20 protein-coding genes and 1 tRNA gene are annotated in these 25,465 nt (G+C 68.5%); 7 read left to right on the forward strand and 14 right to left on the reverse strand.

Going from position 1 to position 25,465, the window contains the following annotated elements; all coding sequences use genetic code 11:
* Nucleotides 1-8 precede the first annotated feature (8 nt).
* The 3 genes from GON01_RS05100 to GON01_RS05110 all read right to left on the reverse strand — a co-directional run bounded on the left by GON01_RS05100 (nt 9) and on the right by GON01_RS05110 (nt 1,922).
* Nucleotides 9-1,079, reverse strand: a complete 1,071-nt coding sequence (locus GON01_RS05100) for an MBL fold metallo-hydrolase (RefSeq protein WP_181599903.1) — start codon at nt 1,077-1,079, stop codon at nt 9-11.
* Nucleotides 1,076-1,744, reverse strand: a complete 669-nt coding sequence (locus GON01_RS05105) for a DUF1013 domain-containing protein (protein WP_181599935.1) — start codon at nt 1,742-1,744, stop codon at nt 1,076-1,078. The genes GON01_RS05100 and GON01_RS05105 overlap by 4 nt, the downstream gene beginning before the upstream one ends.
* 102 nt (nt 1,745-1,846) lie before the next feature.
* Nucleotides 1,847-1,922: transfer RNA gene (locus GON01_RS05110), tRNA-Thr, on the reverse strand.
* Between the two features lie 169 nt (nt 1,923-2,091).
* Between GON01_RS05110 and GON01_RS05115 the strand changes: the two genes are divergently transcribed.
* The gene (locus tag GON01_RS05115) at nt 2,092-3,123 is read left to right on the forward strand and encodes a hypothetical protein (protein ID WP_157026269.1); all 1,032 of its coding nucleotides are present in this window, start codon (nt 2,092-2,094) and stop codon (nt 3,121-3,123) included.
* Here GON01_RS05115 and GON01_RS05120 read toward each other — a convergent pair.
* The 4 genes from GON01_RS05120 to GON01_RS05135 are packed head-to-tail and all read right to left on the reverse strand — an operon-like array spanning nt 3,120 to nt 7,022.
* Complete coding sequence (locus GON01_RS05120; RefSeq protein WP_157026270.1) at nt 3,120-3,983, reverse strand: hypothetical protein; 864 nt, start codon at nt 3,981-3,983, stop codon at nt 3,120-3,122. The two genes, GON01_RS05115 and GON01_RS05120, sit on opposite strands and share 4 nt — an antisense overlap.
* 12 nt (nt 3,984-3,995) lie before the next feature.
* Nucleotides 3,996-4,337 (reverse strand): MmcQ/YjbR family DNA-binding protein, encoded by a 342-nt coding sequence (locus tag GON01_RS05125; RefSeq protein WP_181599904.1) that lies wholly within the window; start codon nt 4,335-4,337, stop codon nt 3,996-3,998.
* Entirely contained in the window at nt 4,334-5,743 is a 1,410-nt protein-coding gene (locus GON01_RS05130) for a serine hydrolase domain-containing protein (protein ID WP_181599905.1), read from the reverse strand. Before GON01_RS05130 ends, GON01_RS05125 begins: the two co-directional genes overlap by 4 nt.
* Nucleotides 5,727-7,022 carry a replication-associated recombination protein A gene (locus GON01_RS05135; protein WP_181599906.1) on the reverse strand — a complete coding sequence of 432 codons (1,296 nt, stop codon included), beginning with the start codon at nt 7,020-7,022 and terminating at the stop codon, nt 5,727-5,729. The genes GON01_RS05130 and GON01_RS05135 overlap by 17 nt, the downstream gene beginning before the upstream one ends.
* A gap of 173 nt (nt 7,023-7,195) precedes the next feature.
* Here GON01_RS05135 and GON01_RS05140 point away from each other — a divergent pair, with 173 nt between their 5' ends.
* Entirely contained in the window at nt 7,196-7,759 is a 564-nt protein-coding gene (locus tag GON01_RS05140) for a PadR family transcriptional regulator (protein ID WP_157026272.1), read from the forward strand.
* Here the strand turns inward: GON01_RS05140 and GON01_RS05145 are convergent.
* Nucleotides 7,756-7,950 carry a hypothetical protein gene (locus tag GON01_RS05145; protein WP_157026273.1) on the reverse strand — a complete coding sequence of 65 codons (195 nt, stop codon included), beginning with the start codon at nt 7,948-7,950 and terminating at the stop codon, nt 7,756-7,758. The genes GON01_RS05140 and GON01_RS05145 overlap by 4 nt on opposite strands.
* Nucleotides 7,951-8,169: 219 nt before the next feature.
* Here GON01_RS05145 and GON01_RS05150 point away from each other — a divergent pair, with 219 nt between their 5' ends.
* Nucleotides 8,170-14,724 carry a HAMP domain-containing protein gene (locus tag GON01_RS05150; protein WP_232328663.1) on the forward strand — a complete coding sequence of 2,185 codons (6,555 nt, stop codon included), beginning with the start codon at nt 8,170-8,172 and terminating at the stop codon, nt 14,722-14,724.
* Nucleotides 14,721-16,793 carry a response regulator gene (locus tag GON01_RS05155; RefSeq protein WP_198159781.1) on the forward strand — a complete coding sequence of 691 codons (2,073 nt, stop codon included), beginning with the start codon at nt 14,721-14,723 and terminating at the stop codon, nt 16,791-16,793. The genes GON01_RS05150 and GON01_RS05155 overlap by 4 nt, the downstream gene beginning before the upstream one ends.
* Here GON01_RS05155 and GON01_RS05160 read toward each other — a convergent pair.
* The 5 genes from GON01_RS05160 to GON01_RS05180 all read right to left on the reverse strand — a co-directional run bounded on the left by GON01_RS05160 (nt 16,790) and on the right by GON01_RS05180 (nt 20,663).
* Nucleotides 16,790-17,056: a DUF5985 family protein gene (locus tag GON01_RS05160; protein WP_309503107.1), complete on the reverse strand. Its 267-nt coding sequence runs from the start codon at nt 17,054-17,056 to the stop codon at nt 16,790-16,792. The genes GON01_RS05155 and GON01_RS05160 overlap by 4 nt on opposite strands.
* On the reverse strand, nt 17,053-17,331 hold the full coding sequence (locus GON01_RS05165; protein ID WP_157026275.1) for a DUF5985 family protein: 279 nt from the start codon (nt 17,329-17,331) through the stop codon (nt 17,053-17,055). The genes GON01_RS05160 and GON01_RS05165 overlap by 4 nt, the downstream gene beginning before the upstream one ends.
* A complete protein-coding gene (locus GON01_RS05170; RefSeq protein WP_157026276.1) occupies nt 17,328-17,708 on the reverse strand; it encodes a hypothetical protein in 381 nt (126 codons plus the stop codon). The genes GON01_RS05165 and GON01_RS05170 overlap by 4 nt, the downstream gene beginning before the upstream one ends.
* A 124-nt stretch (nt 17,709-17,832) precedes the next feature.
* A complete protein-coding gene (locus GON01_RS05175) occupies nt 17,833-19,302 on the reverse strand; it encodes an acetyl-CoA acetyltransferase (RefSeq protein WP_157026277.1) in 1,470 nt (489 codons plus the stop codon).
* A 2-nt stretch (nt 19,303-19,304) separates the two neighbouring features.
* Nucleotides 19,305-20,663 (reverse strand): FAD/NAD(P)-binding protein, encoded by a 1,359-nt coding sequence (locus tag GON01_RS05180; RefSeq protein WP_157026491.1) that lies wholly within the window; start codon nt 20,661-20,663, stop codon nt 19,305-19,307.
* An 84-nt stretch (nt 20,664-20,747) separates the two neighbouring features.
* Here GON01_RS05180 and GON01_RS05185 point away from each other — a divergent pair, with 84 nt between their 5' ends.
* Nucleotides 20,748-21,956, forward strand: a complete 1,209-nt coding sequence (locus GON01_RS05185) for an acetyl-CoA acetyltransferase (protein ID WP_157026278.1) — start codon at nt 20,748-20,750, stop codon at nt 21,954-21,956.
* Here GON01_RS05185 and GON01_RS05190 read toward each other — a convergent pair.
* Nucleotides 21,953-23,125: a BaiN/RdsA family NAD(P)/FAD-dependent oxidoreductase gene (locus GON01_RS05190; protein WP_157026279.1), complete on the reverse strand. Its 1,173-nt coding sequence runs from the start codon at nt 23,123-23,125 to the stop codon at nt 21,953-21,955. The genes GON01_RS05185 and GON01_RS05190 overlap by 4 nt on opposite strands.
* Nucleotides 23,126-23,438: 313 nt before the next feature.
* Here GON01_RS05190 and GON01_RS05195 point away from each other — a divergent pair, with 313 nt between their 5' ends.
* Both GON01_RS05195 and GON01_RS05200 read left to right on the forward strand, forming a co-directional pair.
* Nucleotides 23,439-24,074: an ATP-binding cassette domain-containing protein gene (locus tag GON01_RS05195; RefSeq protein ID WP_157026280.1), complete on the forward strand. Its 636-nt coding sequence runs from the start codon at nt 23,439-23,441 to the stop codon at nt 24,072-24,074.
* On the forward strand, nt 24,071-25,450 hold the full coding sequence (locus GON01_RS05200) for a hypothetical protein (RefSeq protein WP_157026281.1): 1,380 nt from the start codon (nt 24,071-24,073) through the stop codon (nt 25,448-25,450). The genes GON01_RS05195 and GON01_RS05200 overlap by 4 nt, the downstream gene beginning before the upstream one ends.
* The last annotated feature ends 15 nt before the right edge of the window (nt 25,451-25,465 follow it).

Raw genomic sequence — 25,465 nt, forward strand, 5'->3', positions numbered from 1 at the left:
CGGGACGCTCAGCGGCGCCACCGCCAGACGCCGTCGCGCTCCTCGCGGCCGGCCCGGCCGCGGCGTTCCAGCCAGCGCAAATGCGCGAGCGTCTCGCCGGTCGCCATGCCGAGCAATTTGTCGTCGATCGTGCGCGCGAACATCACGCCGAAACAGTCGACCGCGCGGCGCGGCGCCTCGGCCAGCCGGTCCTCGAGCCGGGCGAGCTGCTTCTCGTGGCCCTCAACCAGCGCATCCAGCCGCGCATGGAGGCCGGTGAAGGGTGAGCCGTGGGCGGGCAGCACCAGCAGGTCGCCCGGCAGCTCGGCGCGAAAGCGGGCGAGGCTGTCCAGCCATTCGCCGAGCGGATCGCCGTCCGGTTCCAGCGTGGTCAGCGAGACGTTGGAGCTGATCCGCGGCAGTACCTGGTCGCCCGCGATCATCACGCGGCGCGCCGGATCGACCAGGCAGAGATGCTCGGGCGAATGGCCGCTGCCGACGATCGTGTCGAACGCGCCCAATCGGTCGCCCGCCTGCACCCGTACATAGCCGTCAGGCAGTTTGTGGACCGCGCGGGCGAACATGCTCCAGCCGCGCGCCGTGGCGGCGGCGATCTGCTCGCCCGACCAGCCGGCGCCGCGCCACATCGCGACCACGTCCTCAGGCGGCTCCGGCCGAGCGTCGGCGACGAGCAGCCGCGCGGTCAGATATTCGCCGCGCGTCATCCACAGCCGCACGCCGAACTTGCGCGTCAGCCAGCCCGCGAGGCCGAGATGGTCGGGGTGCATGTGCGTGACGATCACGCGCGTGACCGTGCGCCCGGCCAGCGGGCCGGCGAAGATCGCACGCCAGGCGTCCTTGCACGCATCGCGCGGCAGGCCGGTGTCGACGATCGCGACCCCGCCGTCTTCCTCGACGGTCCAGACGTTGATGTGCCTGAGCGCCCCCGGCACCGGCAGCCGCGCCCAGTGCACGCCCGGCGCCACCTCGATCAGCTCGCCAGGTTCCGGCGCCCGCTCGCCGAACGGGTAGTGCAGGCCCTTGTGGCTAGTCGGGCTGGCGTGGTGATCCGCCAGCGTTGCGTCCGGCGTGCGGCTCACCCGTGCTTGAACGGGTCGGCAAAGGCCGGGTGGTCGGGCGCCTGCAGCTCGCCGGCGGCGGCCGCATCGGCCTCGCGCACCGCGCGCTCGCGTTCGGCGCGCAGTTCCTCGATAAGTGCCTCGCGGTCGCCTTCGAAGCGCGTGTCGGTCGGCGCCTCGATCCCGGCCGCCTTGGCCGCCTTCGCCACCGCCGCGTCGAGCTCGCGCTGCGAGCACAGGCCCAGGGTCACCGGGTCCTTCGGCGTGATGTTGGCGATGTTCCAGTGGCTGCGGTCGCGGATCGCGGCGATCGTGGTCCGGGTCGTGCCGATCAGCTTGCCGATCGCGCCGTCGGAGACTTCGGGATGGTTGCGGATGATCCAGGCAATGCCGTCCGGCTTGTCCTGGCGCTTGGAGACCGGCGTGTAGCGCGGCCCCTTGGTGCGGCGGACCTGCTCAGGGCCCTTGCTGATCTGGAGGCGATAATTCGGGTCCTTCTGCCCCTTTTCGATCTCGTCCATCGACAGGTCGTGCGCGCGGACGGGATCGCGGCCGGTCAGCTTGGTCGCGGCGGCATCGTCGGCGATCGCCTGGACCTCCAGCACGTGCAGGCCGCAGAAATCGGCGATCTGCTGGAACGAAAGCGACGTGTTGTCGACCAGCCACGAAGCGGTCGCGTGCGGCATAAGCGGCTGAGCCAAGGGAACCTCCAGAAACAAATAGGGCCGCCCCTTCCCGGAGCGGCCGAACATCGCGCCGATCTAGGCGCGGCAGCCGCGTGAAGCAAGTGGTGCCGAGTGTCCGACTCGAACGGACGACCTACCGCTTACAAGGCGGTTGCTCTACCAGCTGAGCTAACCCGGCATCGAAATTCGCCCATGCGTCATCGCGCAAGCGGCGTCCAGCCTCCTGTCCGATTTCGGTCACAACCGTCCGGCCGCGCACGGGACGTTGTTTCGTCAGTGCTGCAAGATCAGTGGTTTAGCTCCTGCACGCTTATTGCATCGGCGCTCCTGTAATGGGGAGAGCCTGCATGAACCACCGCCTTGTCCTGAGCCTTGCCGCAGCCCTTGCGGCGCTGCCGTCCTTCGCCTGCGCGCAGATGCCGGGCCGGATCGAATGGTCGATCGACCATGGCGAGCGGCGCGACGACGGCAAGGTGCAGTTCACGCTGATGGTCCGCGAGGGTCGCAGCCAGAACATCCACAGCCATCCGGTCGCCCTCGACAGCCTCGCCGGGCTGACCGCCGAGCAGCTGCGCGGACGGCGCGGACCGGTGCGCTTTGCCGTGAAGGAGGACGCCGGCACGCTGGACTGCAGCGGTACCGCCGGGTCGGGAGAAGGCGAGGGCGCGTGCAGTTTTGCCGGCAATCCGGAGTTCGTCGGCGCTCTGGAGCGGCAGGGCTTCGGTCATGCCGACGACCGGCAATTACTCTCGCTGACGATGATGGACGTCGGCCTGCCGATGTTCGCGGAAATTGCGCGCCAGGGCTATCGGGGCGCCAGCGTGGGCGATGTGATCCGCCTGCGCGAGCATGGTGTCGGGCTGGAGATGCTGCGCGAGGTGAGCGCGCTTGGCTACAAACTACCGACGCTCGGCGCGCTCGCCGACATGCGCGATCACGGCGTCACCACCGACTATATCCGCGCGGTGATGGCGAACAGGCTCGGCAAGCTCAGCCCTCAGGAGTTGATCGACCTGCGCGATCACGGCGTGATGCCCGACTATGTCGCCGAGGTGCGGCGCAACGGCTTCCCGGATGCCGGCGTGCGCGAGCTGATCGACATGCGGGATCACGGCGTCAGCGCTGCCTTCGTGCGCGAACTGGCGGCCAGCGGCCGGCGCTTTTCGGCGGACGACGTCGTGCGGATGCGCGACCACGGGCTGAGCGCCGGTTTCGTCGGCGAGCTGCGTGAGGTCGGCTATGGCGACCTCAGCGTCGACGAGATGATCCGCCTGCGCGACAATGGCGTGTCGCTCGCCTCGATCCGCCGCGCCAACGCCCAAGGCGGCCGCTACAGCCCGGACGAGCTGATCCGCATGCGCAACGAGGGGCGGATTTAGCGCACGCCAAACGTCCAGCCTTCCGTGCGGGCGAGCTCGGGCGTGAGCTTGGCCGGCGACCAGAGCGCGCGATCGTGCGCGACCGCGCGCAGCCAGGCGGCGGCAAGGAGCGCGTCGGTCGCGTGGTCGTCGTAGCGCCCGAGCGGCGCATGTGCGCGGCTGCCGAGCGCGGCTAGGGCGCGATCGAGCGTTTGCGGATCGCGGATCTTGGTGCGGCCGCGCGGCAGGCCGGCTGCGGTGGCGGCGATGCTGGTGTAGATTTCGATCACGACCGGCCCGCGCTCCGGCACCGGATCATAGGGCCAGATCGGCAGCTTGCCGCCGATTCGGTGGAACAGCCGCATGCCGGTCAGGCTGGATTTTCCCACCTGCGCCGCGCCGACCAGATTGAAGTTGCTGTACGGGTTGCACAGCCCCTGCTCGCGGCTGGCATCCTCGACGACGCGGAAGCGGCCGGCACCGGGCGGAAACAGGTCGCCGCAGCGGCCGCCATGGCGGCGGAAGTGCCGGCTGGCTTCCGGATGATCGACAAAGCGGTTGGCGCCGAGGTGCGGCTCGTCGCTTGCGATATCCTCGACCAGCGCCCAGAGCCCGCGCACATCGGCCGGGCTGCGCGCCCAGCCGGGGAAGAAGGCGCCCTTGTCCGCAAAGGCGAGCGACGGCGACAGGTCGAGGCCAATAAGCCAGTCGCCCTCCAGCGCCAGCATCCAGTCCAGCACCTCCCGGCGCGACCAGATATGGCCGGGGCGGACAAGCTCGGGTGCGTCCTCCCCCGCTACGCAGGTCGCGAGCGCGATTCCCTTCTGCCGCGCGCCCGCGGCGCCGGACCAGTCGATCGCGGCGAAGCGATCAAACTTCATACGGCACCGGCTTCACGGCCGCTCCCCGAACGCCTCCCGCTGCGGCTTTTTCAGCCGGTCCCACCAGGCGCGAATGATGACGGTTTCGATGCGCTCGCGATCGGCGCTGTCGAAGCGGACCAGGATGGCGGGCCAGCCACGATAATGGGCGGTTTCCCAGAACGTGTCCGGGTCGGTTTCCATCAGCAGCTCCTTTTCGGGGAGCGGCGATGAAATCGCGAAGCTGCCCGCCTCGCGGCCGGGATAGACGAACGCCTTGCCGTTCACCTTGACCGCCGGACGGCCATAGCTGGTCGACAGCTCCGTATCCGGCAGCGCCAGCACGAACGCCACGACCTCGTCCCAGCTCCTCACCTGAGCGCCGCCGCCACGTCGGCGGAGAATTTGGCAATGTCGAAGCGCGCCCCGACCGGGTCCTCGCCGCGCCGGACGATGACGAGCCGCTCGGACGGGATCACCATGATGTACTGGCCGCGATTGCCCTGGGCGGCGTAGCTGCCCTCGGGCAGGCCCTGCTTTGGCCCGAACAGCCACATCGTCGCGCCATAGCCGGGCCCTTCCTCCGGCTGCGGGCCGGACGGCGTGGTCATATATTTGACCCAGCCTTCGGGCAGGATGCGCTCGCCCTGCCAGACGCCGTCGTTCAGCCACAGCAGCCCCAGCCGCGCCAGATCGCGGGCAGTCGACCAGACCTGTGACGACAGGATGAAATTGCCCTGCCAGTCGGTCTCGGCGACGGTGTGCGTCATGCCGATCTTGTCAAACAGCTCGGTGCGCGGAAACGCCAGGTAACGCGCATCGTCGTTCAGCGCGGCGCGAAGCGAGCGGATCGCTAGCAGGATGTCGTTGTTCGCATAGCGGAAGCGGGTGCCGGGCTTCGCCTCCAGCGGCCAATGCGTTGTTTCCTGAGTGACCGTCGTCGCGCCCATGTATAGTGCGTCGGTCCGGTTGCCTGCGGTGTCACTGTGCAATCCGCTCGCCATGCGGAGGAGATTGTCGAGCGTGATCGAACGGCGAGGATCGTCGTACGGGTGAACGCGCCATTCACGAACAGGCGCCGGGCTGTGGACCTGAAGCAGGTTCTTGCGGCTGGCAACGCCCAGCAGCGTGCCGGAAATGCTCTTGGCGACGGACCAGGTTCGGTTGGAGGTATAGGGGCTGAAGCCGGTCGCATAGCGTTCGGCGATGATCTGCCCGTCCTGAACAACGACGACGCCGACGGTGCGCGCTTCTTCTCCGTACGCGGGGCCGAACGCTCCTGCGGCGACTGATGCTGCTGGTCCGGTCGAGGGATTTATGCCCCCGTCGCCCGCCGGCCAGCGTCGGGAGTCGGGACCCGCAACGTTGACGGCCGGATACTCCGCGGCTTCCGACATTTCGAGCTGGCCGATCGGCTGCGTCTCACATCCGCGCCCGTGCCGCCATTCGGATCGGCGCGGGGGCAGCGCCGGGTCGAAGGCAACGGTCACCTGGCGCGTCCGGTAATCAATGCCCGCACTGAGCGTCGGCACGATCGCAGCATATTCTGCATAGATCCCTGTCAGCTCCAGCGCTTCGACCTGCGCCTGGGTGCGGCCGGCGTTGAAGATGCCGGAGCAGAGGAACGCCGCCTTGTAGCCCGCTGCGAGCGCGCGCTGATAGGTCGTCGGTTCGGCGGCGTGGGCGGGGGTGGCGAGGCTCAGCAGTGCTCCAGCGAAGGCCGGAGCCCAGCGTCCAAGGCTCCGGCTTTCGCCGGAGCACGCTTCAGCCCTTTTTCCCACGCCGCAATTCCTCCCAATAGGCCAGCCGCTCCGCGATGCGCTTTTCGAAGCCGCGGTCGGTCGGTTCGTAATAGGTCTGGGGCTTCATCGCCTCGGGCCAGTAATTGCCGCCCGAAAACCCCTCGTCGGTATCGTGGTCGTAGGCATAGCCCTTGCCATAGCCGAGCTGCTTCATCAGCCGGGTCGGGGCGTTGACGATGTTCATCGGCGGCATCAGCGATCCGGTGTCCTTCGCGCTCCGCCACGCCGCCTTCTGCGCCTTGTAGGCCGCATTCGATTTGGGCGCGATCGCGAGATACAGGCACGCCTGCACGATCGCGAGCTCGCCTTCCGGGCTGCCGAGGAAATCGTAGGTGTCCTTGGCGGCGAGGCACTGGACCAGCGCCTGCGGGTCGGCGAGGCCGATATCCTCCACCGCGGTGCGGACGAGCCGGCGGAGCAGGTAGAGCGGCTCCTCCCCCGCCACCAACATCCGCGCGAGGTAGTAGAGCGCCGCCTGCGGGTCCGATCCGCGGATGCTTTTGTGGAGCGCCGAGATCAGGTTGTAATGACCTTCGCGGTCCTTGTCGTAGACGGCGACGCGGCGATGGAGCAGCGCCGACAGGCCGGCGGGATCGAGCGGGCCGTCGAGCTCGACCGAGAACAGGGTCTCCGCCTGGTTGAGCAGGAAGCGCCCGTCGCCGTCGGCGCTCGCCACCAGCGCGTCGCGCGCGTTGGGCGTCAGCGGCAGCGGGCGGCCTTCGGCTTCCTCGGCGCGGTCGAGCAAGGTGCACAGCGCCTTGGCGTCGAGGCGGTGGAGAATCAGCACCTGCGCGCGGCTGAGGAGCGCCGCGTTCAGTTCGAAGCTGGGGTTTTCGGTGGTCGCGCCGACCAGCGTGACGGTGCCGTCCTCGACATAAGGCAGGAAGCCGTCCTGCTGGGCGCGGTTGAAGCGGTGGATCTCGTCCACGAACAGCAAAGTGCGCTGGCCGGCGGCGGCATGATCGCGCGCGGTCGCGAACACCTTGCGCAGATCGGCGACGCCCGAGAAGACGGCGGAGATCGCCTCGAACCGCAGGCCGACCGCGTCGGCGAGCAGGCGCGCGATCGTGGTCTTTCCGGTGCCCGGTGGGCCCCAGAGAATCATCGATGACAGCCGCCCCGCCGCGACCATGCGGCCAATCGCGCCGTCGGGACCTGTGAGATGTTCCTGCCCGACGACGTCCTCGAGCCGGCGCGGGCGGAGCCGGTCGGCGAGGGGCGCCGATTCGGCCGGATCGGGAGCGAAGAGGTCGGGCACCAGCCAGTCCGTAACCCCTTCGTCACCCCCGCGAAAGCGGGGGTTCCGCTGCCCTTGTATCGCTGAGGAATGGAAGAAGCGGGATTCCCGCCCTCGCCGAAGTGACGAGAAGTTGCGGCCCGCCCTTATAAGATATATCTTGATGCTACAGAACTGATCTGGAGCGAGTCGATATGTTCTTTACGTTCGAGCGCGGCTGCGGGCCGCGGCCCGGCAGCTGGCGGCGCGGGCCGTTCGAGTTTCGCTGGGAAGTGGGCGGCCGTCACGGCGGCGGCCGTCGGCGGCGGATGTTCGACGGGGAGGAGCTGCGGCTGGTGTTGCTGAAGCTGATCGCCGACCAGCCGCGCCATGGCTATGATCTGATCCGCGACATCGAGGAGCGCACCGGCGGCGCCTATGCGCCGAGCGCGGGCGTGATCTACCCGACGCTCACCATGCTTGACGACATGGGGCTGATCGAGGCGGTGTCCGAAGGGTCGCGCAAGGAATATGCGGCGACCGAGGCGGGCCGAGAACACCTGGCCGAGCGCGCGGACGAAGTGGCGGCGCTGTTCGAGCGGCTGGAGGCGCTGGGCGAGGAGCGGTCGCGGGTCGATCGCGCGCCGATCCGCCGCGCCACCGCCAACCTGTTCAGCGCGATCCAGCACCGCCTGTCGCGCGACGACATGGCGCCGGACCTGCTGCACAAGGCAGTCTCGATCATCGACGAGGCGGCGCAGAAGATCGAGCGGCTTTAGGCGGCCGCGGAATCCGGAGAGGTCGCCTGGGCGTCGTCGTCGGGCGCAGCCTCGGCCGCGCCCGTGATTGCCCGGGACGTGGCGACTCGCTGCGCTGCCTCCCCGATCAGCCGGTCGTTCTCGGCGATGTGATCCCGCAGCAATTGCTGCCTGCGCTTCACCTCGCCGACGGAAACGTCGTCGTCATGCATCAGCCTAACCTGGATTACCCCTGGGGCGGAGCAACGGCGAAGTTCGTATACGGTTCCGGAAAATGCGACGAACCGATGATGTGCCCGGCCGATCGCTTTTGGGACAGCGTTCAGGAAATTTTCACGCGCATCGAACAAAAGGCTTTGCTATCAAGAGGTCCGGCCGGGGGGCCGAACAGTTCGAATCATAAGGGCGGGGGGAAGAGCCAGGAGCCGTCCTTGAACGTACATAACCCGCGCGAGTTCGCCGAACGGCGTCAGCTCGTCAGTGCGCTCCGCAGCTTGAGGCGGGGCGATTTTACCGTCCGCCTGCCCGAGGACGATCCCGATTTCGACAGCGAGATCGCGACTTTGTTCAACGAAGTGGTCGGGATGAACCAGGATATCACGGCCGAGTTCGAGCGGCTCTCCGCCGTGGTCGGCAAGGAAGGCAAGATCACGCAGCGCGCGCGGGTGCGCGGTGCGACCGGCGGCTGGGAAACCAAGCTGCGCGCGGTCAACGAGCTGATCGACGACATGGTCCAGCCGACCGCCGAAGTCAGCCGCGTCATCGGCGCGGTGGCCAAAGGCGACCTTTCGCAGGCAATGGCGGTCGAGATCGACGGGCGGCCGCTCCGCGGCGAATTCCTCCGCATCGGCAAGGTCGTGAACACGATGGTCGAGCAGCTCGCCTCGTTCACGGCGGAAGTGACGCGCGTGGCGCGCGAGGTCGGTACCGAGGGCAAGCTGGGCGGCCAGGCGAACGTGAAGGGCGTCGCCGGCACCTGGAAGGACCTGACCGACAACGTCAACGCGATGGCGACGAACCTGACCGCGCAGGTCCGCAACATCGCCGAAGTGACGACCGCCGTCGCCTCGGGCGACCTGTCGAAGAAGATCACCGTCGACGTGAAGGGCGAGATCCTGGAGCTGAAGAACACCATCAACACGATGGTGGACCAGCTGAACTCGTTCGCCTCCGAAGTGACGCGCGTTGCGCGCGAAGTGGGTACCGAAGGCAAATTGGGCGGCCAGGCGCGGGTGGAAGGTGTCGCCGGGACCTGGGCCGATCTGACCGACAACGTGAACCTGATGGCCGACAACCTGACCGGCCAGGTCCGCAACATCGCCGAAGTGACGACCGCCGTCGCCTCGGGCGACTTGTCCAAGAAGATCACCGTCGACGTGAAGGGCGAAATCCTCGAGCTGAAGAACACCATCAACACGATGGTGGACCAGCTGAACGGCTTCGCATCCGAAGTGACGCGCGTGGCGCGCGAGGTCGGCACCGAAGGCAAATTGGGCGGGCAGGCGCAGGTGCCCGGCGTCGGCGGCACCTGGAAGGACCTGACCGACAACGTGAACCTGATGGCCGACAACCTGACCGGCCAGGTCCGCAACATCGCCGAGGTCACCACCGCGGTGGCGCTGGGCGATCTGTCCAAGAAGATCACGGTCGACGTGAAGGGCGAGATCCTTGAGCTGAAGAACACCATCAACGTGATGGTGGACCAGTTGAACGGCTTCGCCAGCGAAGTGACGCGCGTGGCGCGCGAGGTCGGCACGGAAGGGAAGCTCGGCGGTCAGGCGAACGTGCCGGGCGTCGCCGGCACCTGGAAGGACCTGACCGACAACGTCAACCTGATGGCCGACAATCTGACCGGTCAGGTCCGCAACATCGCCGAGGTGACGACGGCGGTGGCGCGCGGCGACCTGTCGAAGAAGATCACGGTCGAGGTGCGCGGCGAAATCCTCGCGCTCAAGGACACCATCAACGTGATGGTGGACCAGCTGAACGGCTTCGCATCCGAAGTGACGCGCGTGGCGCGCGAAGTGGGTTCGGAAGGCAAGCTTGGCGGTCAGGCGCGGGTGGAAGGCGTCGCCGGCACCTGGGCCGACCTGACCGACAGCGTGAACCTGATGGCCGGCAACCTGACCGCACAGGTCCGCAACATCGCCGACGTGACGACCGCGGTTGCGCGCGGCGACTTGTCGAAGAAGATCACCGTCGACGTGAAGGGCGAGATCCTGGAGCTGAAGGACACCATCAACGTGATGGTGGACCAGCTGAACTCCTTCGCGTCCGAAGTGACCCGCGTGGCGCGCGAGGTCGGCACCGAAGGCCGGCTGGGCGGGCAGGCGCAGGTGCCCGGCGTCGGCGGCACGTGGAAGGACCTGACCGACAACGTCAACGCGATGGCGGCGAACCTGACCGGCCAGGTCCGCAACATCGCCGAGGTCACCACCGCGGTGGCGCTGGGCGATCTGTCCAAGAAGATCACGGTCGACGTGAAGGGCGAGATCCTTGAGCTGAAGAACACCATCAACGTGATGGTGGACCAGTTGAACGGCTTCGCCAGCGAAGTGACGCGCGTGGCGCGCGAGGTCGGCACGGAAGGGAAGCTCGGCGGTCAGGCGAACGTGCCGGGCGTCGCCGGCACCTGGAAGGACCTGACCGACAACGTCAACCTGATGGCCGACAATCTGACCGGTCAGGTCCGCAACATCGCCGAGGTGACGACGGCGGTGGCGCGCGGCGACCTGTCGAAGAAGATCACGGTCGAGGTGCGCGGCGAAATCCTCGCGCTCAAGGACACCATCAACGTGATGGTGGACCAGCTGAACGGCTTCGCATCCGAAGTGACGCGCGTGGCGCGCGAAGTGGGTTCGGAAGGCAAGCTTGGCGGTCAGGCGCGGGTGGAAGGCGTCGCCGGCACCTGGGCCGACCTGACCGACAGCGTGAACCTGATGGCCGGCAACCTGACCGCACAGGTCCGCAACATCGCCGACGTGACGACCGCGGTTGCGCGCGGCGACTTGTCGAAGAAGATCACCGTCGACGTGAAGGGCGAGATCCTGGAGCTGAAGGACACCATCAACGTGATGGTGGACCAGCTGAACTCCTTCGCGTCCGAAGTGACCCGCGTGGCGCGCGAGGTCGGCACCGAAGGCCGGCTGGGCGGGCAGGCGCAGGTGCCCGGCGTCGGCGGCACGTGGAAGGACCTGACCGACAACGTCAACGCGATGGCGGCGAACCTGACCGGCCAGGTCCGCAACATCGCCGAGGTGACGACCGCGGTGGCGCTGGGCGATCTGTCCAAGAAGATCACCGTCGACGTGAAGGGCGAGATCTTGGAGCTGAAGAACACCATCAACACGATGGTGGACCAGCTGAACTCGTTCGCGTCGGAAGTGACGCGCGTGGCGCGCGAGGTCGGCACCGAGGGCAAATTGGGCGGGCAGGCGCAGGTGCCGGGCGTCGCCGGCACCTGGAAGGACCTGACCGACAACGTCAACCTGATGGCCGAGAACCTGACCGGCCAGGTCCGCAACATTGCCGACGTGACCACGGCCGTGGCGCGCGGCGATCTTTCCAAGAAGATCACCGTCGACGTGAAGGGCGAGATCCTCGCGCTCAAGGACACGATCAACGTGATGGTGGACCAGCTGAACGGGTTCGCCAGCGAAGTGACGCGCGTGGCGCGCGAGGTCGGCACCGACGGCAAATTGGGCGGCCAGGCCAACGTGCCCGGCGTCGGCGGCACCTGGAAGGACCTGACCGACAACGTCAACCTGATGGCGAACAACCTGACCAACCAGGTGCGCGGCATCGCCGATGTCGTCACCGCGGTGGCGCAGGGGAACCTGAAGCGCAAGCTGACGCTGGACGCGAAGGGCGAGATCGCCGCGCTCGCCGAGACGATCAACTTCATGATCGAGACTTTGTCGACCTTCGGCGACCAAGTGACCAACATGGCCCGCGAGGTCGGCATCGAAGGGCGGCTGGGCGGACAGGCGCGCGTGCCGGGCGCCGCCGGTCTGTGGCGCGACCTGACCGACAACGTGAACCAGCTGGCCGCAAACCTGACCAACCAGGTGCGATCGATCGCCGACGTGGCGACCGCCGTGACCAAGGGCGACCTGACCCGGTCGATCGCCGTCGAGGCATCGGGCGAGATGGCCTCGCTGAAAGACAACATCAACGAGATGATCCGCAACCTGAAGGATCAGACGCTGAAGAATGCCGAGCAGGACTGGCTGAAGACCAACCTGGCGCGGTTCAGCCGGATGCTGCAGGGCGAGCGCGACCTGACCACGGTTTCGAACCTGATCATGTCGGAGCTGGCGCCGCTGGTGAACGCGCAATATGGCGTATTCTACGTCACCCAGCGCGACGAGGCGGAGACCTATCTGGAGCTCGCCGCCAGCTACGGCGCCGAGAACAAGCGCGAGCTGCGTGAGAAATTCGGCCTCCGCGAAGGGCTGATCGGCCAGGCCGCCGCCGACAAGCGCCCGATCGTGCTGAAGGAGGTGCCGCCCGAGTTCATCCGCATCGGCTCCGGCCTCGGCCACGCCAAGCCCGCCAACGTCGCGGTGCTGCCGGCGCTGTTCGAGGATGACGTGAAGGCGGTGATTGAGCTCGCCTCGTTCAGCGAGTTCAACGAGACCCACCAGAGCTTCCTCGACCAGCTGATGGAATCGGTCGGCATCGTGCTGAACACGATCGCAGCGACGATGCGCACCGAAGGCCTGCTGAAGCAGTCGCAGTTGCTGACGCAGGAGCTGCAGGCGCGCCAGACCGAGCTGACCACCAAGCAGGAAGAGCTGCACGCGACCAACGAGGAGCTGCAGGAAAAGGCGCAGCTGCTGGAGAACGAGAAGAAGCAGGTCGAGGCGAAGAATATCGAGATCGAGATGGCGCGCCGCGCGGTCGAGGAGAAGGCCGAGCAGCTCGCGCTCACGTCCAAGTACAAGTCCGAGTTCCTGGCGAACATGAGCCACGAGCTGCGCACGCCGCTCAACTCGCTGCTGATCCTCTCGAAGCTGCTGGCCGACAATCCGCAAGGCAATCTCAACGAGAAGCAGACGGAGTTCGCGCGCACGATCAACGCCGCAGGCTCCGACCTGCTGAGCCTGATCAACGACATTCTCGACCTGTCGAAGATCGAATCGGGCACCGTCTCAATCGAGATCGGCGACATGCCGATGCTGACGTTGAAGCAGCATATGGAGCGGACCTTCCGCCAGCTCGCGACCGACAAGGGGCTGCGCTTCGACGTGGTGTTCGACCAGGCTTTGCCGTCCGCAATCCGCACCGACGAAAAGCGGCTGCAGCAGGTCGTGCTCAACCTGCTGTCCAACGCGTTCAAATTTACCGCGCAAGGCGGCGTTACCCTGTCGGTCAAGGCGGTGGAGAGCGGCTGGAGCACCAACCATCCGGTGCTGCGCGCGGCCGACGGCGCGATCGCGATTGCGGTGACCGACACCGGCATCGGCATCCCCGAGGACAAGCAGAAGCTGATCTTCGAGGCGTTCCAGCAGGCCGACGGCACCACCAGCCGCAAATATGGCGGCACAGGCCTGGGTCTGTCGATCAGCCGCGAGATCGCCCGGATGCTGGGCGGCGAGCTGCAGGTCCGCTCGAAGCCGGGCGAAGGATCGACCTTCACCCTGTTCATCCCGCTCGAGACCGGCGCGGTCGCGAGCAGCACGATGGGCACGCCGGCGCGGTACGAGAACAGCGGCGCGGCCGTACCGATGGCGCTGCCGGCCAGCACCGACGTGGTCGACGACCGCGAGAATCTGGGCCACGACCCGTTCGTGCTGATCGTCGAGGACGACGTGACCTTCGCGTCGATCCTGCTCGACATCGCGCGTGACGCGGGGCTGAAAGGCGTGGTCTCGACCGCAGGCTCCGGCACGCTGGCGCTGGCGCGCAAGCTCCAGCCCGACGCGATCACGCTGGACCTGGGCTTGAGCGACATCGACGGCTTCGTGCTGCTCGACCTGCTGAAGCACGACCCGCAGACGCGGCATCTGCCGATCCACGTGATCTCCGGCGCCGCGGACGTTCAGGCGGTGTCGCGGCTGGGCGCGTTCAGCATCACCGAGAAGCCGGCCGAGCGGGCCGAGCTGGCGGAGGTGTTCCGCTCGATCCACGCCCATATCCACCGCGCCGAGCGGCGCGTGCTGGTGATCGGTGGCCAGGCCAATGACCGCAAGGCGATCGGCCAGCTCGTCGCCGACCCGCTGATCGAGGTCGATACTGCTGCGACGCTCGCCCGCGCGCAGGAGAAATTCGGAATCGACCAATTCGACCTGATCGTGCTGGCGGGGGGCGAAACGGCCGCCGCGGCGCGTGAGCTTTCGGCGCTCGCAACGCTCGGCACGCCGCTGCTGGTCGCCAGCAAGGGCGAGGAGAGCGAGGCGGTCGGCAGCTTGCTGGCGCGGCTGAACGAGGTCCGCGACGTGCCGATCGTGCACAGCCTGGAAGCGCTGCCGGGCGCGGTCGCTCCGGCGCTGCGCCGCGGCAAGCGAGCCGGCAACGACAATGAAGGCACCGCGCCGGCGCGCGAAGTACCGGAGCTCGCCGGCGCCAAGATCCTGATCGTCGACGACGACATCCGCAATATCTTCTCGCTGACCAGCGTGCTGGAAAGCTTCGGCGCGGAAGTGATGCACGCCGAGCGGGGCCGCGACGGCATCCGCATCCTGGAGGAGACGCCGGGCATCTCGATCGCGCTGATCGACATCATGATGCCGGAGATGGACGGCTATGAGACGATGCAGCAGATTCGCCAGCGGCCGATGCTGGCCGACGTGCCGCTGGTCGCGGTCACCGCGAAGGCGATGAAGGGCGACCGGCAGAAATGCCTGGACGCGGGCGCTTCGGACTATATCGCCAAGCCCGTGGACATCGACCTGCTGCTGGCGCTGCTGCGCGTGTGGATCGATCGCTCGCGGTCGCGGACCGGGCTGGTCGCCGAGCCGATCACGCAATCGGCGGCGGAGTGATCGTGCGGACCATGCGGGCACGCCTGATGGAAATGACCCCGGCCCCCAAGCCGCGTATGCGGGCAATACGATCGGACCCGGACCGGGCGCGCGTGCTGGTCGTCGACGACGACGAGCGCAACCTGCTCGCGATCCGGACCGTGCTGGAGGACGTCGCCGACATCGTCGAGGCTCGGTCCGGCGAGGAAGCGCTGCGCCATGTGCTGAAGCACGAGTTCGCGGTGATCCTGCTCGACGTCTATATGCCCGGCATGGACGGCTATGAGGTCGCCCAGATCGTGCGCGGCCGCGAGCAGTCGAAGCGGACGCCGATCGTGTTCCTGTCGGCGGTCAACAAGGAGACGGAGCACCTGATCCGCGGCTATTCGATGGGCGCGGTCGACTATGTGTTCAAGCCGGTCGAGCCGGTGGTGCTCCGCTCCAAGGTTGCGGTGTTCGTCGACCTCTATCGCATGCGCCGCGAGATCCAGCACAAGGCGCGCGAGCAGGAAGAATTGCTCGAGGCCAATCTGAAGACCACCGGCGAGCTGATGCGCGCGGAGCAGGAGCTGCGCATCGCCGAGCAAAGGCAGGCGGCGATCATCAACTCGCTGCCGATCGTGCTGTACCTGGAGCCGTTCGACCGGACGCCGCGCTGGCCCGCCTTCATCAGCGGGGACCTGAAGGCGATCACCGGCTTCACGATCGAGCAGATCGCGGCCGATCCGCACATCTGGCAAGATCGGCTGCATCCCGAGGACCGGGAGCGGGTGCTCGCCTGCCTTGAGGAGCGCAAGACCACGGGCAGGCTGTCGATCGAATATCGCTGGCGGGCCGGCGACGACGGCTATCGCCATTTCCTGGACCAGGCGGTGCTGCTGCCCGGCGAGGACGGCGGGCCGGGCGAGTTCGCCGGCACGCTGCTGGACGTGACCGAGCGCAAGGCGCTGGAGACTCAATTGCTCCAGGCGCACAAGATGGACGCGATCGGCAAGCTGGTCGGCGGCGTCGCGCACGACTTCAACAACCTGCTGGCGGCCGTGCTGGGCGGCATCGGCCTGATCGAGCGGCGGCTGCAGCTTGCCGACGAGCAGAAGAAAGTGCTCGGCATGACGCGCCACGCGGCCGAGCAGGGCACCGAGCTGGTTCGCCGCCTGCTGGCTTTCGCGCGCCGGCAGAAGCTGCAGCCCGCGCCGGTCGCGCTGAAGGAGCTGTCGATCCGGCTGAACGAGCTGCTCGCGCACACGCTGGGCGGGCTGGTCGAGACACGCTGGGACGGGATGGACCAGAGCTGGCGCGCCTTTGTCGACGAGACTCAGCTGGAGCTGGCGCTGATGAACCTGATCATCAACGCCCGCGACGCGATGGCGGAAGGCGGGACGATCACCATCACTGCCGCCAATCGCGGGCCGGCGGACGCGACTGCGCTGTCGCTGCCGCAGGGCGAGTACGTGACGCTGTCCGTCTCCGACACCGGTGAGGGCATCGCGCCGGCGATGATCGAGCAGGTGATGGAGCCGTTCTTCACGACCAAGCCGATCGGCAAGGGGACCGGCCTTGGCCTGTCGATGGTCTATGGCTTCGCGCGCCAGTCGGGCGGCGGCGTCCAGATCGAAAGCGAGGTTGGGCAGGGCACGACCGTGACCATCTGGCTGCCCCGCGCACCGGACCAGGAAGGGCTGCTCGCGGCCGTCGCCCGGGACGGCGCGCCAGGGGAGCCGATGCGGCCCCTGCGCATCCTGCTGGTCGACGACCATGAAGGCGTACGCGCGATGACGTCGGCGATGCTGAGCGAGCTGGGGCACAAGGTGAGCTCGGTCCGCGACGGCAACAGCGTGGTGAAGCGGCTGAAGGGCGGCGACCGCGACTGGGACCTGCTGATCACCGACTATGCGATGCCGACCATCTCCGGCTCCGAGCTGCTGAGAAAGGCGCGCGAGCACGCGCCGGCGCTGCCCGCGCTGCTGATCACCGGCTATGCCGACCCGGACTCGATCGGCAGCCGCCCGGACGATGTCGAGGTGCTGGTGAAGCCGTTCACGATCGACCAACTGCGTGCTGCGATCGGCCGCTGCGCGGGGCTCTGCTAGGCCTTCGCGTTCTTGCGGATGATCGCGACGATGATCAGCAGGAAGGCGGCGAGGCGGATCAGGTAGAGCGGGCTGCGCTCCTCGACCGGCACGCCGGACAGGGTGAGCAGCGCCTGGCCGAAGCCCAGCAGCCCGAAAGCGGCAGCGAAAGCGAGGAACAGACCGTCGCGCGTTCGGCTCCAGAAACGGGCGAAGAACAGGCTCGCGATCAGGAAGCCGCAGGTGATCATGCCGCTCATAAAACCGTTCAGCACTGGATTCACGCTTCGTCTCCCCGCCAGATGAAGCCGAACAGCAGCACTGCGATCGCCAGCAGCGACGCCGCCAGGCGATACAGGCCGAGATCGACCGGCACGATCATCAGGTCGAAGATCACGATCAGGTTGTTGAGCGCGAGCAGGCCGAAGCACAGCGCGCTCCAGAACAGCATGTTGCCGCGAACCTTCAGATAGCTGCGCATCAGCAGCCAGGCGCAGATCGCGCTGGTGATGAAACAGAGCAGGTACACTGCCCCCGGAAACCATGTTTCGAAGTTCATTCCCCCTGGTCCCTTCGAAAGCGGAACGCATCGGCGAAATTGACGACCGAGTCGGCAGTGCCGCCGACGATCAGCCGCCGCACCGCCGCCGGGCGCGATGCGTAGAATGCCGCCACAGCGTCGACTGTCTCCTGCAGCGCAGGCGACGACGGAGCATATTGGGCGCAACCTTCCGCGTCGACCGAAACGAGGCCGGCCGCGACCAGATCCGCCGTGCTCTTCGTCAGCACCTGTTCGCTCGCCCGCAAGGATTCGTTCAGTTCCTGGCGCGTCCAGCAATGCTCCGGCTTGCTGCGCAGCAAGAGCAGCAGCTCCAGAGACCAGATTGATCCGAAGGCCGAGCGCATGAATCGGTTGATCGCGCTATCGTCGGCCATGAAGCGGTAGCGGAGTCGTCAACATCACGAATGCCCTTGGCATGGACGGGACCTCGTTCCAAGCCTGGAATGTCCTGAAATTGGCCCGGATCGGGAAAACGGCGCCGCGTTTGTTCGGAGCGGATCAGATCACGGTAAAGCCGCTGATCTTTTCGCCCGTCTCGATGCGCATCTTGCGGCCGATCGGATCGCAGCCGAGCAAGCCCGCCGCCTCGCCGCTCGCGGCGAAGCGGGCGCCGGACGCGGTGCGGCCGATCACGATCGCGCGCGGGGGCGTCGCCTTGCCATGGGCGATCGTGAAGGTCTCGATCGTGCCGGTCCCGCCGGGCGCCGCATCGACCGGCACGCGTTCGAGCCGCTCGGCGATGGTCGGCGCCGGGCGCCAGTCCGGGGGCGGGGCGGCCGCGTACAGGCCGACCGCCTGCTTCGACAGGAAGCCGCCGTTCGCGGTGACCATGCCCTTGGCGCCGGGGCGGGCGCGGAGCCGCGCGATCATCTCGGCGATCGCGAACAGGCTGTAGCCGTTGCCCGCGCCGCCGAAATAGGGAAGGCCGCCGGTCACCGTCAGCCGGGCCCCGTCTTCCGCAGCGAGCCCGAGCGCGTCGCACGCGGCGGAGACCGCGCAGGGAAAGCAGCTGTAGATGTCGACCAGGCCGACCTGCCCGATGGTCCAGCCGGCCATGTCGAGCGCGGCGCGCGCGGCGATCGCCAGCGGACGCGAGGCGCCCATGTCCGGCCGCTCGATCAGCGGCACGTCGGCCATCGCGGCATAGCCGTGCAGGTAAACGCGCTTGTCCTGCGGGATGCCGAGCGCGTCGGCCCTGGCGCTGGTCGTCATCAGCACCGCCGCGCCCTGATTCACCGCATCCTGCGCGACCAGCCATTTCAGATAGGGGTCGCTGACGCGGTAATTCTCCGCGCTTTCGGTCGCCAGGAAACCGGCGCTTCGTGCGACGGGGAACTGGGCGTGCGGATTGGTGGCGGCAACGCGCGAGAAGCCGGCGAACAGCGCCGCCATCGCCCGCAGATGCGCCTCGGGCGAGCGGCCCAGCCGCGCCCGCAATGCATGCTCGATCAGCGAATAGACGATCACCGGCACGTAGAGGCCGTGCCGCGCCTCGACCGGATGGACGCGGAGGTCGCCGGGGCCGCGATCGTCGCAGTCGCCGTCCGCCGGCTCCGGCCAGTCGAGCGCGATGCCGGCGCGGCGGGCTGCTCGCTCCAGCCCGGTCGCTTCGGCCGCGACGATCAGCGCCATGTCGCATGCGCCCGCATGGAGCGCCTCCGCGCATTCGTTGACGAACGCCTGCGGCGACTGGCCGCCGAGATGGCCGTAGATCGCCTCGCGCGGGCGGGCGCCGATCCGGCGGGCGACGGCGCGCGGGAATGCGCTAGGGCCGGGCGCGGCGTTGTCGGCGGTCATGCGCACGGCAGCGATGCGGTCGACCTGCTCCGGCCGCACGCCGGCATCGGCCAGCGCGCGGCGCGCCGCTTCCGCAGCGAAGCCGGCCGGCGAGAGCTCGGGCGAGTCGAGCGGCGGGCCGCGATAGGTGACCTGCCCGCCGCCGATCAGCACCGGTGTCCGCGCACTCATGCCTATAGTCCCTCGCCGCCCACCCAGTGCGCGTTGGCGAGCCGCCGCGCCACCATCCAGGCCTGCCGTCGCAGGTCGGGCACTGCCGTCATTTCCCAGAAGGCGCCGCGCGTCATCGGCCCGATGCAATAGAGGCGGCGATTGACCCTGCCGCCGGCGCCCACGGTGCGGCAGGCCGCATCGGTTTCGATTCCGAGCCGGAGCGGGTCCGGCCGGATGGCGCCGCGCCGCGCGAGCGCCTCCAGCAGCGCCTCGCCCGAGCGGAGCAGGTCGCCATGGACGCCGCTGCAATTGACGATGCGACCGGCCGTCATCGCGCGCGGTTCGTCCGTGCCGCGCGGACGCCAGCGCACAACAAGGCCATCGGGTGACCGCTCGATGGCGAGCAGGCGGCCTGCCAGCGCCTGGAACCGACCTTCGCGTTCGAGTACCCGCACGCGGTGCATCGCCTCCGGGGCGAGGCGGTGCCGGTGCACGTCCCAATAGGGCCGCAGGTGGCGCAGGAAGCGGCGGCGCGTGGCGTCATCGGCGCGCCACCAAAGCTGGTGGGTGACTGGCCGGAGCTCGTCGATCGCGCCGCGCCACCCAATGTCGCGGGCGCGTCGCCGCACCCGTCCGGTCAGGCGCGACAGCTGCGTCGCGGACGGCAGGGCGGCGCCTGCCGCGGCGGGCTGGTGGAGGTCGTGCGCGCGGGGCAACAGCCCGCGCCGGGATATCGCGACGACCTGCCCCTCCATTCCCTGACGGTCGAGGTCGAGCAGCACGTCGATCGCGGTCAGGCCGGTGCCGATCAGCAACGTGCGGCCATTGGTCGGCACCGGCTTGCCCGCCGGCCGCCACGGGTCGGCGATGAAGGCGTCGCCATCCAACGCATCGAGGCCGAGCCTGTCCGGCACCGCCGGCGGCAGGCTGCCGGTGGCGAGCACGACGGCATCCGCCTCGATCGGCGGGGCGCCGGCGATATCCAGCCGCAGCCGCCCCTCCGCTTCGACCAGGTCGGCCACGTCGGCTCGCACGACGCGCAGCCGGTGCGCCGCGCCCGCCGCCGTTTCGGCGAGCAGCTCGCGGAGATAAAGCCCGTAGAGACGGCGCCGCACGAACGGGCTGGCGCCGGACGAACGGCGTCCCAGCCAGCGCTCGAAATGCCGCGGATCGTCGGGGAAGGCGCTCATGCCGGCGGCACGAACGTTCAGCAGATGGTCCGGCCGGGCCGAGCCATAGGCGACGCCGCGAGCGAGCTGATCCTCGCGCCGCTCGATCAGGGTGACGCGCGGGCCGTCATGACGCAGCAGGTTGATCGCAAGCAGCGTGCCGCTGAACCCCCCGCCGACGATCGCGACTTCGGCGCGCTGATCGAACAATCCCGTTCCCTTCGACACTGTTCTGCCTGCCGCGTGCGCTATACAGTTTGATGACAGGCTGGCCAGTTTCCCGGGAGAGGCATGATGGCGCGCGGCATCAAGGACAAGGTGGCGATCCTGGGGATGGGCTGCGCGCGGTTCGGCGAGCGCTGGTCCGACGATGCCGACACGCTGATGGTCGAGGCATTCGACGAGGCGATCGCCGATGCCGGCATCGAGCCGAGCGCGATCGACGCCGCCTGGCTGGGCGTCGCGTTCGATGCGGTGAACATCGGCCCGTCGGGCATCCCGCTGTCGATGGCGCTTCGGCTGCCGAACATCGGCGTCACCAAGGTCGAGAACTACTGCGCGAGCGGGACCGAGAGCTTTCGCGGCGCGGTCTATGCGGTCGCCTCCGGGGCGGCGGACATCGCGCTGGCGATGGGCGTCGAGAAGCTGAAGGACACCGGCTATGGCGGCCTGCCGGTGCGGACGCGCGGCACCACTTTCGACATGGTCGGCGTCACCGGATCGGCGCCGGGCAATTTCGCGCAGCTGGCCGGCGCCTATCGCGCCAGACACGGCGTCGGGAAGCCCGACCTGAAGCGCGCGATGGCGCATGTGTCGGTCAAGTCCCACGCGAACGGCGCGAAGAATCCCAAGGCGCACCTGCGCAAGGCGGTGGACATGGACACGGTGCTGAACGCGCCGATGATTGCCGAGCCGTTGGGCCTGTACGACTGCTGCGGCGTCTCCGATGGCGCCGCCTGCGCGATCGTCACCACGCCCGAGATCGCGCGGAGCCTGGGCAAGGTCGACCTCGTCACGGTCAAGGCGCTGCAGGTGTCGACCTCGAACGGCTGGGAGCTGCAGCAGGCGGGCGGCTGGGACGGCAGCTATTTCCACACGACCCGCATCGCCGCCGCCCGGGCCTATGAGGAAGCCGGCGTCACCCGCCCGCGTGAGCAGATCGACCTGATGGAAGTGCATGACTGTTTCTCGATCACCGAGCTGGTGACGATGGAGGACCTGCACATCTCGAAGGAAGGCGAGGGCTGGAGGGACGTGCTCGATGGCTTTTTCGATGCGGACGGCACGATCCCCTGCCAGATCGACGGCGGCCTCAAATGCTTCGGCCACCCGATCGGCGCTTCGGGGCTGCGCATGATCTACGAGAATTACCTCCAGCTCCTCGGCCGCGCGGGCGAGCGGCAGCGCCAGCAGCCGCCGACGCTGGCGCTCAGCCACAATCTGGGCGGATCGCCGATCCAGAATGTCAGCGCGGTCGCGATCGTGGGGCTGGCGGGGGCCTAAAGCGCCATCCCAGCGGCCCAGCCGCTGGCCCAGGCCCATTGGAAATTATAGCCGCCAAGCCAGCCGGTCACGTCGACCGCTTCGCCGATAGCAAAGAGGCCGGGTACGCGGCGCGCCTCCATGGTGCGCGACGACAGCTCGGCGGTGCTGATGCCGCCGGCGGTGACTTCGGCCTTGGCAAAGCCTTCGGTGCCGTTCGGATGGAAGGTCCAGCCGGCCAGCCGGCGTTCCGCGGCATCAAGCTGTGCGTCGGGGCAATTGGCAAGTTCGCGGACCAGGCCGATCCGCTCCGCGAGCACGTCGGCCAGCCGGTCCGGCAGCGCGGCGGCAAGCTGGCTGCGCAGCGTCGCGCGCGGCTGCTCGCGCTTGGCGGCGCGCAGCCAGCCCGGCGCGCGATCGGGCAGGAAGTCGATCGCGACCGGATCGCCCCGGCGCCAATAGGACGAGACTTGCAGGATCGCCGGGCCCGACAGGCCGCGATGCGTGAACAGGGCCGCCTCCCGGAATGAGGCCTTTCCGGCGCGCGCAAGCACGTCTGCGGACACGCCCGACAGGCTGCGGAACAGTGTCTCGTCTCCGCCGAGCGTCAGCGGCACCAGTGCCGGGCGCGGTTCGACGATCTTCAGCCCGAAACGGCGCGCGAGGTCATACGCAAAGCCGGTCGCGCCCATTTTCGGGATCGACGGACCGCCGGTCGCGATCACCAGCGCCGGGGCGCCGGCCTCGCAGTTGCCGAAGCTCAGGCGGAAGCGGCCATCGGCATGGTCGATATCGCGCGCGGCGTGACCGACGGCGATATCGACGCGGCCTCGCGCGCATTCGGCGAGCAGCAGGTCGACGATCTGGCGGGACGAGCCGTCGCAGAACAGCTGCCCCAGCGTCTTTTCGTGCCAGGCGATGCCGTAGCGCTCGACGAGCGCCAGGAAATCCCGCGCAGAGTAGCGGCCCAGGGCCGACTTGGCGAAATGCGGGTTGGCCGACAGATAACGGTCGGGCGCGACCCCCAGGTTGGTGAAATTGCACCGCCCGCCACCGGAAATCAGGATTTTCTTGCCCACCCGGTCGGCATGCTCGACGACCAGCACGCGCCGGCCGCGCTGCCCGGCAACGGCCGCGCACATCAGCCCGGTCGCGCCGCCGCCCAGCACGATCGCATCATAGTCGGTCATGAGGCGGCCTTAGCGGATGTCGCGCCAATCGATAGCGGAAATCGCCAACCGATGCGGCGGCTCTGCCAAGTGCCAATTCCGACATCAAGCATAATCAATAACTTATCGGTTTGGCACGGCTGTTGCGAAGCATCGGGCAACCGGCGGATCGGCCGCCGCGATTGGCAAAGGATACCAACATGGCCCGCTCATATGACATCTCCGCCCGCCTCGCCGCGTTCGCCGCCTCGCTGCTGTTCGCGACGATCAGCGTCGTTCTCACCGTCGGTCCGGCGGTTCCGTCCTTCCCGCTCGCCTGAGCGCGGTCGCAAGGATGCTGAGCCTCGATCGCGTCAGCAAGCGCTATGGCCGCAGGCTGATCCTCGACCGCGTCGAGCATGATTTCGGGACCGGCCTGACGCTGCTGGTCGGCCCCAGCGGGGCCGGCAAGTCGACCCTGCTGCGGCTGCTCGCAACGGCCGAGCGGCCGAGCTGCGGCACGATCGGCTGGGACGGCACGCCGCTGCCGCGGGCGCGCGCCGCGCTGCGACGGACGCTCGGCTATGCGCCGCAGGCGGTCGACCTGCCGGAGGATCTGACCGCGCGCGAGTTCGCGATGCACATCGCCGCGCTGAAAGGCCTGGAGCTGGACGCCGCCGACCGGCAATTCCTCCAGATCACCGATGCGATCGGCCTTCACGCCGATGTGAGCAACCGGATCGCGACCTTTTCCGGCGGCATGCGCCGGCGGCTGATCTTCGCCCAGGCTTTGCTCGGCAGCCCCAGGCTGCTGATCCTCGACGAGCCGACTGCCGAGCTCGACCGCGAGACCGCCGCGCGAGTCGATGCGCTGATCCTCGAGCGCGCGAAGGCCGCGGTCGTCGTGATGACCACCCATGCCGGCGACGCGCTCGCCGGCAAGGTCCGGGCGGTGCTGCGGGTCGACGACCGCCGGGTGCTGCCGGCATGAGCGCCGCCCTCGCTGCGCGCTCGACACTCGGCACCGCGCTCACCCGCTATTCGCGCAGCTGGGGCTTGTGGCTGATGCTGCTGATCGCGCCGATCGGGGCGCGGCTGTTCGTGCCGCGCGGCGACGGGACGACGATCGTCATCTCGATCGCGGACCAGCTGCCGGTGATGACCTCGCCGGTGATCGGCGTGTGCCTTGGCATCGTCGTTTCGACGCTGCTGCTGCCGGCCGCCTATATCTATCTTCGCGCCAACACCAATCGCCGCCAGCCCTGGCAGATCGCCGAAGTGACGCCGGCCTCGCGCGTCGCTGTCTCCTTCGGCCGGTTCGCCGCCGACGTCGCGGTGCTGTTCGGCGCGCTGGCGGCGCTGAACGCGGCCGGTATCTTCCTCGCGACGCTGATCCTGCCGTGGCGAGCGTTCGACCCGCTGGCGCTCAGTTTCGCGCTGTGGGTGATCGCCGGCCCGGCAGTCATCGGACTGGCCGCGATCCGCACTTTGTTCGACGCGGTGCCGCTGCTGCGCGGGGCGCTGGGCGACCTTGCCTATCTCGTGTTGTGGATCGCCTCGCTCGCGGCCCCGTCGGGCACGGCGATCAGCAAGAGCGGCTTTGCCGCCAACATGCTCGATTTCGGCGGATTCGTGCGGCCGCTGATCTACGGATCGGGGCTGACCGAGCCGAATTTCGCGATCGGCGGCGCCGAGGTGAAGCCCGGCCGTATCGCGATCGACGCGATGGCGGGCCTGCTGTCGCCCGGATATCTGCCGTCGCGGCTGGCCTGGATCGGCATCGCCTTGGCGGTCGTGGTCGTGGCCGGGCTGATCTACCGCCCCCACCGCGCGCGCAACCGCCCCAGCCTGGCCGGCCGGGCCGGCAAGCTGCTCGAAGCGCGCCGGGCGCCCGCCGCCGATCCGCGCACGCCCGCTGCCCCTCGCTCCACGCTGCCCGCGCTGACCCTGTTCGCGGCCGAATTCCGGCTGATCGGCGCCGGCCGCTTGTTCAAGCTGCTCGCGGTCATGATCGGCTTGGCGGGCGTTTTCACCGATGCGATGCCGCTGCTCCTGTTGTTGCTGGTCTTCGCGCTGACCGCGCACGCCGGACGCAGCGAGAGCGCCGGGCTGGCCGCGCTGACCCGGGCGCTGCCGACTGGGCCGTGGCAGCGGCGCTGCGCCTTCGTGCTCGCCGGATCGGCCTGGGCCGCGCTGATCGCCTTGCCGCATGCGATGGTGCAGCTGGACCCGGCGATTCTGGGGACGGCGGCGGCGCTGGGCGGGCTCGCGGCCGCGGCGGCGGCCGGGCTCGCAGCCGTCAGCGGATCGAGCTTCGCGCCGCGGCTGGTGCTGCTGATTGCCTGGTACGGCTACACCGCAAGCTGAAGACGCTACCATTGT

The organism is Sphingomonas horti (assembly GCF_009753715.1).
Taxonomy (GTDB): Bacteria; Pseudomonadota; Alphaproteobacteria; order Sphingomonadales; family Sphingomonadaceae; genus Sphingomonas_B; species Sphingomonas_B horti.

Coding starts and splice junctions, on each gene's coding strand:
- GON01_RS05105 (WP_181599935.1), bottom strand. CDS start 1,744: ATGCCGCACGCGACCGCTTCGTGGCTGGTCGACAACACGTCGCTTTCG.
- GON01_RS05115 (WP_157026269.1), top strand. CDS start 2,092: ATGAACCACCGCCTTGTCCTGAGCCTTGCCGCAGCCCTTGCGGCGCTG.
- GON01_RS05120 (WP_157026270.1), bottom strand. CDS start 3,983: ATGAAGTTTGATCGCTTCGCCGCGATCGACTGGTCCGGCGCCGCGGGC.
- GON01_RS05140 (WP_157026272.1), top strand. CDS start 7,196: ATGTTCTTTACGTTCGAGCGCGGCTGCGGGCCGCGGCCCGGCAGCTGG.
- GON01_RS05145 (WP_157026273.1), bottom strand. CDS start 7,950: ATGCATGACGACGACGTTTCCGTCGGCGAGGTGAAGCGCAGGCAGCAA.
- GON01_RS05165 (WP_157026275.1), bottom strand. CDS start 17,331: ATGAACTTCGAAACATGGTTTCCGGGGGCAGTGTACCTGCTCTGTTTC.
- GON01_RS05170 (WP_157026276.1), bottom strand. CDS start 17,708: ATGGCCGACGATAGCGCGATCAACCGATTCATGCGCTCGGCCTTCGGA.
- GON01_RS05175 (WP_157026277.1), bottom strand. CDS start 19,302: ATGAGTGCGCGGACACCGGTGCTGATCGGCGGCGGGCAGGTCACCTAT.
- GON01_RS05185 (WP_157026278.1), top strand. CDS start 20,748: ATGGCGCGCGGCATCAAGGACAAGGTGGCGATCCTGGGGATGGGCTGC.
- GON01_RS05190 (WP_157026279.1), bottom strand. CDS start 23,125: ATGACCGACTATGATGCGATCGTGCTGGGCGGCGGCGCGACCGGGCTG.
- GON01_RS05195 (WP_157026280.1), top strand. CDS start 23,439: ATGCTGAGCCTCGATCGCGTCAGCAAGCGCTATGGCCGCAGGCTGATC.
- GON01_RS05200 (WP_157026281.1), top strand. CDS start 24,071: ATGAGCGCCGCCCTCGCTGCGCGCTCGACACTCGGCACCGCGCTCACC.